The sequence below is a fragment of the Pedobacter frigidisoli genome (assembly GCF_004331675.1).
Taxonomy (GTDB): domain Bacteria; phylum Bacteroidota; class Bacteroidia; order Sphingobacteriales; family Sphingobacteriaceae; genus Pedobacter; species Pedobacter frigidisoli.
Map to the genome: position 1 here is coordinate 1 of NZ_SJSN01000035.1, position 14010 is coordinate 14010.

The window sequence follows — 14010 nt, forward strand, 5'->3', positions numbered from 1 at the left end:
CCTTAACGATTACCCCGTTTGGATAGACAACATCGATAAGTGTTGGTGTGATAACAGTTGTGGCAGTAACCCTGACAAAGTTAGAAACAGCCCTTTTCCGTTTGTTGCGGGATACCCAATTGGCAAAAGTGGTGCGTTTTACCCCAAGGGTCTTACAATATTCCTGCTGGGTCATGCCACTTACACGCCAAGCCTCAACGGCTAACATTTTTTCTTCTGATGTTTTCATGAATTTATTTTTTTTCAAAGAAAAACATCTGGAGGGTCAATTAAAATATGGACTTCGTAGGCTGCTTACAAATCTATTTGGTTAAACCATTCATTTTTATCTGCTGGTTTTGATTTTGATTTTGCAAAAGATTTACCAACTAGTGCCCAAGAAATGGAATGGCTATATATACTAGGAAAGCAATTTGATATATCTGCTAGTGCCACATATTTACTTTTGATAACAATATCTTGTTCAGGATCTCCGTCCTTGGAAAAATTCTTATAGCTCATTTCAAATAGCTCGGGTTTGTTCTCAAGTTTTCTTAAATGGATTCTACTAATTTTGAATGGATCATCTATTGTTTTATCTTTAAAATGATCTTTCAACTTTTGCCAATTGTCAGATAAACATTTTACTTGGTTTGCATATGCAAATGGTTCAGGAATTGCCATTGGTCTAGGGATGTTGATGTTCCGCATACTGGAATATCTTATAAAATCCTTAGGCTTATCGTTTACTGGAAAAGTTAATGTCCTAGTAAAGGTCAAAAAGTCAACGCTTGTTAAAAAGTTAGGAATTTTTTCAGCGAAAAGCCCATAGCCAATCAAGCCATCATACAAGGAGCTATCGGTAATCTCGTTTTTGTAATCAATATATCTTCTCATTATGTATTGTCGGCGAGGGGGCTTTTACGAGTGGCGAAGACGCGCCAATTTGTTGTGTTATCCAGTTGTTCATTTAAACGCTGAAGATCTTAGATTATACTACAGTTGCTAAATTTAATGCATTGAGAATCCTTGTACTTTTCTTAAAAAGAACTAAAAGTTTATATATGCTTTGACTCTCATTTTTTTGTCGCAAAAGTTCCAAAGTAATATGTATATAAACATTATCATCATCTGTTAGAAACTGCTTGCTAAATTGATTTTTCTGCATCATCCACTCGTTATCAGCATTCTGATAAAAAGCTTGGTTAGTATCAAGTGATAACAGAATCATTGAATTCTCAAAACTTGTGAGTTGCAGAGCTCGATCAATGTTTGGAAGATATGCTTGTTTCTCTAGAAATGCAACCGTTTGATTTGAACTATTTGTATATTCTATTTCTTCTTCAAAGCCTTTTTGAATGATAATATATTTCCCAAGTCTCCATATAGGATCAATTACTATCATATCAAGGAACTAAGTTTAAATGTTGTGAAAGCCACGTATCTAATTTGGGGATGGATGTTGCGCCATTTCTTACGGCATAGGCGCTTGGACTTAACGATTCATTAACAAATTCTATATTATTACTAGAACATGTTTTATGTATCTCAGCTATGAATCCACCAAAACCATTCTGAGCTAATTTTTTCTCGAATGGCTTGGCGAGTAGTGGACTAGGTATCCTCGTATTTCCCATTGTATGTATAACTTTCTTAATGGTATTAGTGTTATTAAGAGTAGTGAGAATTTCCTTGTTAAATCCTTTTGCCAAGTTGATAGTTCCCTTGAGGACTTTTCTAGTAAACACCTTATCGTCAGAAAATTTTTTAAAAATATGGTCATCAACATAATTCTTGATAAGATTATCATCTGAACCACTGAATTCAATTGAGTTAATAACATCTAAACAACAAAATTTATTATTCATAATGCTCAACTTTCTCTTAAAACCATTTACTGGGTCAAAAAAGTAATTTTCCTCAAATCCAATTATAATTGCGATCCTCTTCCAGAAGTAATTGCCGCTCCTCCCATAATAATAGTCAACCTTTTCACCAATTGCATTATATGGATTAAATGACCCTATTACCAAAGTTTTTGGAGATAATATTTGTTCAGGTTTAGTCCAATTGTTCTGGATGGACTGATGAAATATTGTGTGCATTTTACATGATTTTATCCTTAAGCAACTTCGCAACCTCCGGTATGTTTTTAATATTACTTCGTATTCTAGCAAACCCAATTATTGTAGGTTCGCCATTGGAAAAGCTTGAAAAACCACAATCATTGCTCCAATTACTTTCCGATGGATCTTGATATAATGAGCAGACTTTCCTATATATTGATTTCCCCTCGCAGATTATGTACTCTGGTTGAATGATATTTATTAACTGTTTTATAATTAGGGCACTTTGGGTATTATATCGTTTTCCTAAACCTTTATAAACTTTGTTCAAGGTCTGAATATGATTCATTTGGTCTGTGATTATGTGATAATAATTTGTCTTCATCGTAGAATTAAATAACACATCCGATAACTCTGCTGCAGCAAAAGCCTTTTTCATTTGCATTGCTAATCGATAATTTGGTTTATCAGCTAGGTATTCCAATTCGTCAGATGGTCTGAAATTAATATTCATGGCCGTTGTTTTCTCATTCTTCCCAGGATTAATGCCTATAATAAGGATTTTAGGATTTTTAATTAAGTTGCTATACCAAACTTTAAATCCACCAAAAGCATTTATTTCTAAATTTTTTTCCTTAATGAGTGCATTTAGTTCCTCATAAAATTCATTTGTGGGGGTTTCCCATTCTGTAAGTGTCATTATTATTTTTAAGTATTATAGCTGAAGATTGTTAATGTATTCAGGCATATCAAAATCATTTACTCCTAAATGGAATGATGAATATAATGGGTGTCTGGGATGCCCAGAGTTTGTTAATGTTCCAATTTTCAACCATTTGCTGTTATGTTTTGTGCTCAACTGATAAATGGAATTGATGCATTTCTTGAAATATTGTCTTTCTCTTATCTTCTCCCCCCAACTAGCCATAATCATTGAATTAGGTATATTCAATAGTATAGTCTCAATATGCCTCAAATTTTCTTCCATTAATAATTCATTAATCTCCAAATGTAAATCACTAGGGTTTGTTGCTCGTTGAGGATATAAGTTCAGCATAATAAAACTATCGAAGCCATTTCCCTCTGCAAAACCCATAACTTTTTTTATTGTTGGATCAGGGATACTGTCGTTTGCTATGCTCGGATTTAGACCAATCACCAACAGTGGTTTTTCTCTGGCGTTTCCTAATACAAATCGATTTGTGTTATCGCTATTGATTTCATAAACATTAATATTGTATTTCATATCTTAAAGCTTTTTCCAATCATGAAATGAGCCATTTGGACAGCCGTTACTAGACGGATTGCTATCGGTCTGAATATTAGTTCCACACTTTTTACATAAATAGTTCTTGGATCCAACTTCACCAAGTTTGTTCCAATCATGAAATGAGCCTTTTGGACAACCGCTGCTTTTCGGAAGAGAGTCTTGTTTTATTAATGTTACACACTTTTTGCATTGATACCAATTGAGGGACATATGATTTAGTTTTTTTCGCTAATATAGAAATAGGCATTGCTCTTTGGTTACTGGAAACCGTAAATACTTATATTTAAGTATGCGTTACCGTTGTGTATGGAGCAATGGTCGTTGCAGTAAGTTTCGCAGAAGATAAAAACTTATATCTTCAAAAAATTAAGTACAGCAAGCCATCAGGCAAATGTAATTAATCACTTCATGACCAGTACTTATGTTTGAAGCTTAAATAGCAAGTTTAATTCTGATATATTAATCTTATTTCTTCAAGTACTTGCTTTGCAATTACTGTAATGTCATTTTTAGCTATTGGAAAGGAACTAAAATATGCTGAACAAAGATATTCGAGAGGAGTTATACGTTTCTTAAATGCATTATATAAATCCCAATCCAAATCGGTATACTTAACCATAACCTTGCTTTGTGCCCTATTACCAATGGTAACATCCACATTACTATCATCCCATTCAGACAATTCCAAAATTGTAGATTCTATGTCAATCATTCCACCTTGAAGTGTATTGAGACAGAATCCAACACAGGTTCCAAATTCTGGCAATCCTTGTTTGCTTGCAAAGTCGCCCGTTTGGGTATATGCAGATCCATCCGCAATATATGAATATGTAATATTCGAATTTTTACAAACTCTTCTGCAGTATTGAAGGAACGAAGCTATATCTGAAGGGTCATTGTAACTAAATGAATCTACAATCTTATAGATATACCAACCAGACTCATTAAAATTATCTTCAACTAGGGGAGGGCTCCCTCCTGGGTAGTGATGAAGGTAATTTACAGACTTATATCTTATGAGTATTGCAGCATGTCTAGGTTCATGGTTTTTAGGATCAATCATTACGGCAATTGAGACGAAATTTTCGGGTAAATCATGATCATTAAATTTTGAAAGAGAGTCGTGAACTAGCATCTATATTCTATTATTTAAACTTTCTTTCCTAAGTGTTGTTGACAAACTTTCATAGCCAATATTGAGCATTGCTAATTTTTGAGTTTTAATAAAAGGCTTTATTGTCATAAGAATTGTTCTAATTATACCACGCTCAGTATGAATATTGTTAAAGATATTCATGAGGTAACTTATAAATTGGATGTTATCATTTTCGAGAAGCTCAATTAATTTGTCATGAACAATATCAAACTTTTCAAGTCCATGAGTTTTCAGAATTAACTTATGGAATTTCTCACACTCAGACTGTTCTTTTTGATTGTGGTAGTAGTCGATTAATGTATAGGTTGGCCTTTGATTTACTTTAGTACTTTTTATTGCAGAAATATAAACTGTATTATAAATAAATTGATTGATTTGGATTACCTTGTCTTTAGAGCATTCGATTTTAAATTCTTCATCAAATTGCTCAATATGAATGTTGGAAATTGTTTTACCACCTGCATCAAATAGTTTACCTTTCAAAAATACAGTTTCAAATTCTGTATCGAGCCGATTTCGTTTATAACGAAAGTTTACGCCCTTAAAAACATTAGTGAGATCATTTGTCTTATTATTGATTTTCCAAAATACCTGATAGCTAAGACCATTTTGTTTAATTCTATCTTGAATAGTTCGGAACGCTTTTATTTTATCCTTATCCCCCAATTTACCATTGACAATGTCTTTTATATCTTGATTAAATTGACGATTATTTGTTGGGGGAATAAGATTACTTTCAATGGAGCCTTTAGTTAATGATACTTTAAAGTCGGATGGGTTGTCATATAGATTGGCCAAAGTGGTAAAAGATTCAAGGAAGATTTTAAGTGATTCCACTGCCTCGATTGTAATAGCGTTTAATCTAAGCTTATTGCCCTTAGAGTCTTGGATGATTCTTATTTTTAATTCATTAGACATTGTTTAAAGAGATAAGTCTTAATTTTTGTAGATATCAACAAATAGTGGCTTTACTGATAACTGAACGCTAATGAAAGTAAACATAAAATGTTTATTCATGATGAGAGAGAGTATCAATAGTCTAATGTATAAATTTACATTTACAATTCAAAATTAGATGAAGAATGAGAACAGGTTTGTAACACTAAAATATAATGCTTTTATTATTTTGCGTACCGACATGCGTATGGAGTGAGGGTCGTTGAAGTAAAGTTCGCAGAACAATGCAACGTTATGTTTTATGCAATAAAACACGAGGCTTGGCGATATTGTTGAACTGTAAATTCATGTGAGGTAAGTCCTCAACAATGATGACAAGCTGAAGCCTGAGCGACCACGCAGGTACGCTGAACTGAGAAAGCGGTTAGATTTATCCAGGATGTAAGTGTAGTGAATTCATGAACGGAACAATCCTAGATAAATATAAGAGAGCTTTCATGAGGCGACTGCTTGCTCAAAAGAAAAACAATGACAAAGCGCAGCGATGGCGTGTTTGTTTTTCGTGAGCTTAACCTCGCCGAATACCTATCTTCCTAATCGGGTTTGCAGTGCCCCAACCGATGCACAACTGCCTAAAAATAATCGCAGAAACTTTTTAGAAAGCAGCACGTTCCTCAACCACTGAAATAAAGACTAAACCATCCCATTGCACTGCGTAAGCAGCAATGTTGTGGGATGGGATTGTTTAGGATGATAATATTCTTTATATTAGATAAACATTAATTAGCACTCTTTATGGATTTTATGTCGACCGCCATTATAACTATTCAAATTCTTGTAATTGTAACTGTAATTTACTTTGTTCTAAGCAGACTGGATAATATCAGTAAATCTAATATTCAACGAAATGAGATTTTAAAAGGAATTTACGATGAATTAAAACTTAATAATGGGAATAAAGACAAAATCATTCGTTAGATAGTGATACTTCACTAGAGAGAAATGCATTACGAAGTTAATATTTGATCTCAATGCGAATTAATGAACCATTAATTAGTTTACATTTATATAAAATAGCTAGACTTCCTTTTTGTTTAAGGATGTTAATGATGTCTGGAATAGATTCGTTACTAAATTTGGATCCCAACGTAACTTCTTTTAAGATATCATCAGAGTAGGCTCTTACTCGATTACTCCTATTTACAAGTGACTCATTAAACTCTCTAATTCTATATTCTTCCTCAAATCTCCATTTATCCAACTTACAATATACCCTAATCGAGCCCATTAAAGTGGGACTCATAAATGGGTGGATTATAGGAAGCTCTTTTCCATATATGACAGAGCCACCCCCACCAAATCTGCAAGAACGAATTAAAGAATTAGGTTCATAGCCGTAACAAATTCCTTGGTTATTATCTCCATACATTTGCCACATATCTGCATTTAATGGGTTGGTGCAAAGACTTAGCACTCCAGCCTTTTGGTCGTATGATTTCCATTCTTCCTCCTCGAAAGCTTTCATTTTTATGGGATCTTTAAACGGTAGATTGGCTGAAAGATACTTCACTTCTCGTTTTATCGCCTCATCATTCCATCTTGAATGCACCCTCCTAACGATTGGCTCACCCCATTTAAGTACTTCTTCATCTGATAACAGATCATATCTTACAGGTATTTTGCAGTCGAATTCGTCAAGGAAACCAGAGGGAGGGGCAAGATATAATTCATTTTTTAGAAGAACATTGTCACTATTGGGTTCTCCTTTTCCCCATGACCTATATTTATAGACCATCTCTGGCTTTTCGACGTTCTCTAAATCCGTAAAATCAGTTTCTACTAACTGAATCTGTCCCTCATTCATACTTTTGTTTATTAACTAGCTGATTTGCAATTAAGATATCACAGTGTAATTTTAATGAAAAACAGCCACATTTCTGCAGCTGTTTTCTAAGTGGTGTAACAAGCCACCAATTAATTTTTATTGCACTAAGTTTGGTATATAGTCTTAATAATTCACACGGCATAAAAGCAATTTATGATATTTGTTCAATCGTGCATAGGTGTAACGGTTAGTTTTTGGTTATGCGAAAGCTCAGTAGCAACTTTCTCATTGAAATATTGTATACAATCCTTATGAAGCGAGCCTATGTAAACAAAAGTTTCGACTTGTTCGGTGTATTCGTTTATTCTCCTTATCAATGTACTGGCCATTGGTCCAGAAAGCATTTCCTGAAACCTGTAGTCTATCGAATAAACCAAATTGTATCGACCTAGACCATCGCAACCAATTGAAACGAAGCAGAAATATGTTGCCAATTCTTTAATTGCTGCTAGTGTAATTGGGGTATTATTTGCTGTTAGCAAATCTGTTTCTATAATCTTTCGCAAGTCTTCATTATCCAACCAACCTTGAATTTTCTGAACTGTTATTCGTATGTAATCGAAGGCTTTGATAAATTTATCATTGCGTTCCCGGACGAAGTCTGGTGCATATTGAACTAACTGTGTGTTGTGAAAGGTTGTCAAAAAGCTGTTAAGGAATTCCGGCATTTGTAGATCAGGATTGGTATGCTCCTGTTCAGTCCATGACTTTATTATTATTTGCTCAAATTCGGGAAGATAGCCTGTAATTTCTAGCAATTCATTTATATCATGGTAGCCATCTATTTTTTTATGTTTTAAAACGCATGATATGATTAACTTGTCTAAATCACTATATGGTTGGATGTCTAATTCCTCGTGTGCAGGTTCAGTATTTTTACCGGAATCCTCTAGCTTCGGGCTTTTTCTCTTTAAAATATAGACTATAATTATTGCGACCATGACTATAACCGCATAAATTTGTAAGTGTTGTTGCATGGATGTAACTGAAGATAAATTGTTTTTGTTTGTAAAATAATACTGAATCAGCTAATCATTAAGAAAGCTAAATCACTTTGGCACAATTACTAAGTTCATATAGGTAAGCCAATTAACTTACATTTTGAATATAAGTCGATCTGTTTCTTCTCTTAAATGCTTATAACGATATATCCTGCTGATTCCAAGAATCCTTAAGCTGCTCATTCAACAAACACTAACTCGCTAGGTCTGGCTATCTAAAAACGAAGTAATCAACTTTTATGAACCTAATATAATATTACTATAAAGTTGACTTAAAATAAGGTTCAATAACTGGGGTAAACTCCTCATTGAATATCCTTATGACCTCGCCTCTTCTTATTGGTTTTTTCGATTTCATATCTTTAAGTGTATTAAACCTTTTGAACATCAAGCCTCTGTGACTTGCAAATATAAATCCCAAACTTGAAACGTTTTGTTTAGCATCAGCAACCTTTGGTCTTATAACGTTCCACTCTCCATAAGATGAAGAAAGTTCTTCGAGTAAAGCGATACGAATCTTATCGTTCGTATCTGGGTTATAGCTCATTAACTCAAGCATGACTGAAACTAATTTATCATCTAAAAATTCCAAGACCACGTTCTTGATTGGCTCTCCATAAAGGTCATATTCTTCTGTATTAAGAACTTTAAGCCTTGTTAAATTTGGATATCCAGGTAAATCATCTGTTCGTTTAACACCTGTCCCAAGAGTTAATAATAGTGAGGCTCCTAGTTTAAACCCATTAAAACCCTCTACTTTATCTAGTTCGATACTGCGGGCATCAGCTTCTCTTTCATTTTTATTTTCATTTGGTTGTGGAGTTACGTATATTGTTTGGGTTTGTGGCATTCTATATCGATCATCAACTGGAACTTGTGGAGGAGGTATTCTTTGCACTGGTGGTAATGGCTTATACACAGGAAACTCGATTTGAGCTTTTACATTGAACGTGCTGATCGTGATTAGAGCAGTGAGAGTGATTTTAAGGGTCATAATATCATATTTTTAAGTAAAAGTAACAAATACTTAGTAATAGCTAAGTAGTCGATCGTTAATTAATTTATTCTTTAGCATGTGGCTAAAGAGGTAGTAAAATCAGAGATAGAAATGTTTGTAATCAGTAAAGCAAAGGCTTTAAGGGAGCAAGCTAATCTTAGTCAATCTGAACTTGCTTTTAAGCTTGATGTTTCTAATGGTTTTATTGGTCAGGTAGAAAGCCTTAATTCACCATCTAAATATAATTTAGACCATATTGATAGGCTTGCTGTAATATTCGGGTGTTCTCCTAAAGATTTTCTTCCTGAAACTAACGTTAATAAATAATCTTCCACCAAAGCTATTTTATAATGCTGGTATAGCAATACGGGAAACCGTAAATAGAATAATAAATAAAGCGCATCACTGCGCTCTATTTTTAAGATTCTAGTTTATCAACTGTAGCGATTGAAACGTAGTTGTTCTCTCCCTCAGCAACCCTGCGATAAAAGAAGTTATGATGCTGATCAGCTTCCTTGAAGTTTACCCTTAGTGCGTATTCAATTCCTCCAGTATTATCGTGTGATTGGGTAATCTCATAAGCTTTTCGAAGAAATAAATTTGTTAAGCCAGAACCAAAGCGTTCAATAGCTTCTCCACCAAGATCTATAAAGATATATGACTTTCCCTCTTTACTATTCGATAAGGTAATGTTCCAGAAGTAATTTAAGTGCTCTGAAATCATGTTGCTTTTGTATTCATTCTTAAGATGGTCAACAGTTGCATAAGTTCTGTACTTTGCTAAATCGAACTTTCTTAGTTGTTCTGTTGCAGCATCAACGATTAAATTGTATGCTTTTTGGACTTCAGTGTTCACCAATACCTGTTGTTCTGGTATTACGACAAATTGTGTTTTCGGTTGTGCTGCCTTTGCAGTTCTTGCTTGCGCTTTCATTTTGATTGAATTTTTAGTTTGAAACTTGGATTAAATGACAAATGCCTCCATCTGGAAGCATTCATTGTAAATTGGCATATAATAGAAAATCTGCCATTTTTAGGTGGCGCATTGTGTTAGAGTAAGTTTTGATGTAATTGTATTGTCGAAGATTATTGATCGATTTTGACTGGTTTAAATCCTTTTAGGATTGAAATGTCGTTGTGGATTAATGGTGAATTTTGGCAATTGGTAAATCTGACATATCAAGTTTTTAGATTCAAAGTAGCGATTTGCTGTAGGCTTCTTGTTCGACTCACAGAATTGAATTTTCAGTTGCGAAGCTTTAAATCATTTTAACTTCTCCTCTAGTCATTTGCGGGGGTATGAATTGATACAGGCTGGTTGGGCGGGGGATACTTGGATTTTAGAGCCTTGGTTAAAAATATATAAAAATTTTTTAAAATGGAGAACTCAGTTTAGCTATTGAATAAATAATATTTTTATTTCCATTCTCATCTATAAATAAAGATCTTAAAAAGGTCATTCCTGAACTTCTAACATCATTTGGAAAAGCAGTTTTTATACTTCCATCCTCATCATAAATTCTAAGGGTTAGGTAAATGGTATCTATGCAATCCAATACATAATTTTCATTGTAGCTATATCCAGCTTTAAAATATAGTGGTAACTGGCTTTTAATTGTAGATTTTATATTCATCTGTATTCGTGAAGTTTAAATTTAGGACAGTAAAATATTGGTCTTTAGCCATTGTAAATTACTGTCCTATTTTGGTTTGTTAAAATTTTAAGACACTTTTTTGAAAGTGATTAGATAATATTATTTCGTGTCCGGATCTCGATTGAATTTAGCGCTGTAAACAACATATCCTTTTGTATCAGGCTGTTTTATTGTCGTACGTGCGCTTGTCTTGAAATACTCTTGAAATAGCTTAATGCTAGCCCTTAAATTTAGCCCGTGTTTGTCTATAATAGCCTGCATGTGTTTAAGGATTATTTTAGTTGCGGCTTTGTAGCCATCCACGAAAGCGTGATTTAAATCATGTATAAATGAAAAGTTCCGCTTATCAATTAATTCAATTTTCTTTTTTACAGCGTCTTTCATTTGTTTTTTGGAATAGCTGTTTTTTATAAGTTCTTGCTCCCCAAGGACGTGATATGCTTGGTAAATATGGGGATAACTTCTTTCCAATTCTTTCATCACAACATCCCTATTATCAACTTGATAAGCCATTGGATTCTCAGTGAGTCTTTTAATTGTATTAACAATTAACTGAACTAACGACTTGATGGATATACCATTTTTTGCAACCTTATAATCCTTATCAGAAATCACGTAATTCCTTTCCTCAAAAGTTGGCTTAAAGTAGTTGTTGCAGTAAGCGGCTTTGAAGTTATCTTCGGATTCGAAAATTGTTTTTACGCTTTCCTCGTAAAGGAAATTATCAAACATATAATGGTTTTTGGTACCATCTTCATTTACAAATTCTGAATATTTTACAAGGGCTAGAGCCTCATCAAGTGTGTTCTTAGCACCCTCATTATTTGCAGAGTTTCTAAGTGTTTTAATTGTGCTATAACTTTCCTCGCAGCCCTCTAAGTAGCCAATAGATTCTTCATGAGTTTTAGCGTCCAAATCCTTGTCGATATTGGTTATAGCGATAATCTTATCAACACCATTTCTAAACCTGCCAACGATTTGAACCGCCTCAGATCTTGGATCGATCATGGTGTGTCTGGCAAAGAATAGATTTGTTGCCATTATTACAATTGGATTTACATTCATCATTATGTCAACTGCAGAATTAAACCTGCTTGTAAAAAAATTGATGTTGGCAAAAGATGATCTGTCATCTGATGGGACGTTATCAAAGGTATTATAACCAATTGTTTTTAACGTGTACATCTTCTCCTTTGAGCAATAGATGTGGCACTCTTTCTTAATCTGTAAATCTTCAATTACCGATGTAATTGCTTGAATGGAGTTGAGAAATATACATAACATAGAGTCTTGATTTTCCTGAATTTTTTCCTTTAAAAGAACTGATACATTGTTTGTTATCAAAACTTCCACTGGTTTGCCATAATCGAATGTTGGCTCAAGAATTACTTGGGTAAAGTTTTGCTCAATAAATCGTGGATCACTCGGAACAACTGCCGTTGCTGAAATGAATGCTTTATTCTTGAATTTAAAGAAATCATCCATTGGCAATATAATTTTTTTGCGGAAGGCAACGTCTTTCATCGTTCTGTCGCATTCATCAAAAAGAAAGTAGTATTCTTTAAAAAGTTCGATTTCAAGTATTTCAGCAGCTTCTTTTACCTTAAAAAATGATTCAGGAGTCACCATTATCTTTTTATACTTAACACTCGAACTTGACATGTAATTTATTACATCATCGACATTTACTCCCTCATAAACGCCGAAAACTTTCCGTTTCAAATAGGTTGCTTTTCTCTTGCCCTTAATAACAGGAACGTTCGCCTCCATTATTAGCGAATGACGGTCTGTTTCAATTTCAAGAGTTGTAGCCTTTATACCAGGAAGTACTTTAAAATAAATTGTATTGGATTCTAGTTTTTTTAGTATGTCAGCCATTACTTGGCCAAACTGTATTTTTAAGGTTTGAATATCTAGCATAATCTAAGTCAATATAATTCCATCTAGCTTAATTAGGCTATTAGAATTTGTAATAAAATTTATGAGTTAAAGGGAGCGAGAATACACTCCCTTATGAATTAAGCGAACGTTTTATTGAATAGCTCTTCAAAGGTCATATTTATAAGGATATAGCCTAAGAGATAATCTGTTACAAGACTCTCGAGCCCTAGGAGACATAGGACTTTGTAAGATTTTTCGGCTTTAGGATCAAATTCACGAATCTTGATATATTTTATAATTTCACCGTGCTCTATCCTTTCTACTGATTCTATATCAAAATAACGATTCTCAGCGATACAGGTAATTAATAGTTTAAATTTTGCAATTTGACTTATTTTGGCACAGTTGAAGAAATTTCTCATCTCTGCCTTATTCAGTTCACCATTATCTGTTTCCCAAATAGTATGTTGATCATATACGGATCTTCTATCTGGGGAAATATTTAATCTGGTGTTGTTTTTATCAATCCAGTTATTTACAGATTGAATTATATTATACTTTGTTCTTGCCATGTTTTGTTGAAATTTGGACACAATGAGCCAATACGTTGTTTTGCATCGTCATTAGTCGAGTGTAAAAAGTTAAATTGAATAGGAGACAGCGCTATCTCCTATTTTAAGAATTGTTATATGTTTACTTCGTGATAAAGCTTTTCGAAATCGATATTGAATGCTAGCATATTCCACGTATATGCATTCATAATTTCATCCAAGCCGTCAAACCATACGAGCTTGAAACCTGTTGATCCATTCTTTCTTGTATCATTTATGAAATAATACTTTTCACCTTTTGTATCAATTAAAGGAAAGGTTGATGTATTAAACTTTTGCTTATTGTTGAGCATTTCAAAGTAAGTTTTGTAGCTGTAATCGGGAAATAACACTGCACAAGAATTGGCAATTAAGAGTGCACAGAAAACGGCAACAAGTGTGCACAGTTTTACAAAGCTAATCTTCTGGTCCTAACTTGCAAATATTGTTTTCCTATTTTCCATTCTGTAAGATTTTCCCGCAAGACTGATTACCTCACACCGGAATAGAAGCCTGTCCAGCAGAGCTGTGGCCAGCACCTCATCATCCAGCATTTTGGCCCAGTCAGCAGGCATTTTGTTGGTGGTGATAATAAATGAGGTGCTTTCATAAAGTTGGTTTACGAAGTTAAAA

At 33.8% G+C, this 14010-nt stretch carries 18 protein-coding genes; 1 reads left to right on the top strand and 17 read right to left on the bottom strand.

The window, feature by feature from the left end:
• The 11 genes from tnpA to EZ449_RS21955 form a co-directional block, all read right to left on the bottom strand.
• Positions 1-229: IS66 family insertion sequence element accessory protein TnpA (gene tnpA, locus EZ449_RS21905; RefSeq protein WP_131562947.1), on the bottom strand; the 229-nt coding region annotated here is incomplete at its 3' end.
• A 65-nt stretch (positions 230-294) separates the two neighbouring features.
• Complete coding sequence (locus tag EZ449_RS21910; RefSeq protein ID WP_131562949.1) at positions 295-876, bottom strand: RNA-dependent RNA polymerase family protein; 582 nt, start codon at positions 874-876, stop codon at positions 295-297.
• A gap of 94 nt (positions 877-970) precedes the next feature.
• Positions 971-1384, bottom strand: coding sequence for a hypothetical protein (locus EZ449_RS21915; RefSeq protein WP_131562951.1), 414 nt, complete (start codon positions 1382-1384; stop codon positions 971-973).
• Between the two features lies 1 nt (position 1385).
• Complete coding sequence (locus EZ449_RS21920) at positions 1386-2084, bottom strand: uracil-DNA glycosylase family protein (RefSeq protein ID WP_131562953.1); 699 nt, start codon at positions 2082-2084, stop codon at positions 1386-1388.
• Position 2085: 1 nt separating this feature from the next.
• Complete coding sequence (locus tag EZ449_RS21925) at positions 2086-2745, bottom strand: HU family DNA-binding protein (RefSeq protein WP_131562955.1); 660 nt, start codon at positions 2743-2745, stop codon at positions 2086-2088.
• 15 nt (positions 2746-2760) lie between these two features.
• A complete protein-coding gene (locus tag EZ449_RS21930) occupies positions 2761-3291 on the bottom strand; it encodes a DUF1643 domain-containing protein (RefSeq protein WP_131562957.1) in 531 nt (176 codons plus the stop codon).
• A gap of 469 nt (positions 3292-3760) precedes the next feature.
• Positions 3761-4450, bottom strand: coding sequence for a hypothetical protein (locus EZ449_RS21935; protein ID WP_131562959.1), 690 nt, complete (start codon positions 4448-4450; stop codon positions 3761-3763).
• The gene (locus tag EZ449_RS21940; RefSeq protein ID WP_131562961.1) at positions 4451-5389 is read right to left on the bottom strand and encodes a hypothetical protein; all 939 of its coding nucleotides are present in this window, start codon (positions 5387-5389) and stop codon (positions 4451-4453) included.
• A gap of 994 nt (positions 5390-6383) precedes the next feature.
• The gene (locus tag EZ449_RS21945) at positions 6384-7232 is read right to left on the bottom strand and encodes a DUF2971 domain-containing protein (RefSeq protein WP_131562963.1); all 849 of its coding nucleotides are present in this window, start codon (positions 7230-7232) and stop codon (positions 6384-6386) included.
• 185 nt (positions 7233-7417) lie between these two features.
• Positions 7418-8194, bottom strand: coding sequence for a hypothetical protein (locus tag EZ449_RS21950; RefSeq protein WP_165499831.1), 777 nt, complete (start codon positions 8192-8194; stop codon positions 7418-7420).
• A gap of 319 nt (positions 8195-8513) precedes the next feature.
• Positions 8514-9248 (bottom strand): hypothetical protein, encoded by a 735-nt coding sequence (locus EZ449_RS21955; protein ID WP_131562967.1) that lies wholly within the window; start codon positions 9246-9248, stop codon positions 8514-8516.
• Positions 9249-9329: 81 nt separating this feature from the next.
• Between EZ449_RS21955 and EZ449_RS21960 the strand changes: the two genes are divergently transcribed.
• Complete coding sequence (locus EZ449_RS21960) at positions 9330-9578, top strand: helix-turn-helix domain-containing protein (protein ID WP_225872409.1); 249 nt, start codon at positions 9330-9332, stop codon at positions 9576-9578.
• 91 nt (positions 9579-9669) lie between these two features.
• On the opposite strand, the gene EZ449_RS21965 is transcribed toward EZ449_RS21960, so the two are convergent.
• The 6 genes from EZ449_RS21965 to EZ449_RS21990 form a co-directional block, all read right to left on the bottom strand.
• Positions 9670-10185 (bottom strand): hypothetical protein, encoded by a 516-nt coding sequence (locus tag EZ449_RS21965; protein WP_131562969.1) that lies wholly within the window; start codon positions 10183-10185, stop codon positions 9670-9672.
• A gap of 439 nt (positions 10186-10624) precedes the next feature.
• Positions 10625-10885, bottom strand: a complete 261-nt coding sequence (locus EZ449_RS21970; protein WP_131562971.1) for a hypothetical protein — start codon at positions 10883-10885, stop codon at positions 10625-10627.
• 120 nt (positions 10886-11005) lie between these two features.
• Complete coding sequence (locus EZ449_RS21975; protein WP_131562973.1) at positions 11006-12784, bottom strand: hypothetical protein; 1779 nt, start codon at positions 12782-12784, stop codon at positions 11006-11008.
• Positions 12785-12924: 140 nt separating this feature from the next.
• Positions 12925-13359, bottom strand: coding sequence for a hypothetical protein (locus tag EZ449_RS21980; RefSeq protein WP_131562975.1), 435 nt, complete (start codon positions 13357-13359; stop codon positions 12925-12927).
• A 113-nt stretch (positions 13360-13472) separates the two neighbouring features.
• Positions 13473-13691 (bottom strand): hypothetical protein, encoded by a 219-nt coding sequence (locus tag EZ449_RS21985; RefSeq protein ID WP_131562977.1) that lies wholly within the window; start codon positions 13689-13691, stop codon positions 13473-13475.
• A 117-nt stretch (positions 13692-13808) separates the two neighbouring features.
• Positions 13809-14010: ATP-binding protein (locus tag EZ449_RS21990; RefSeq protein WP_165499770.1), on the bottom strand; the 202-nt coding region annotated here is incomplete at its 5' end.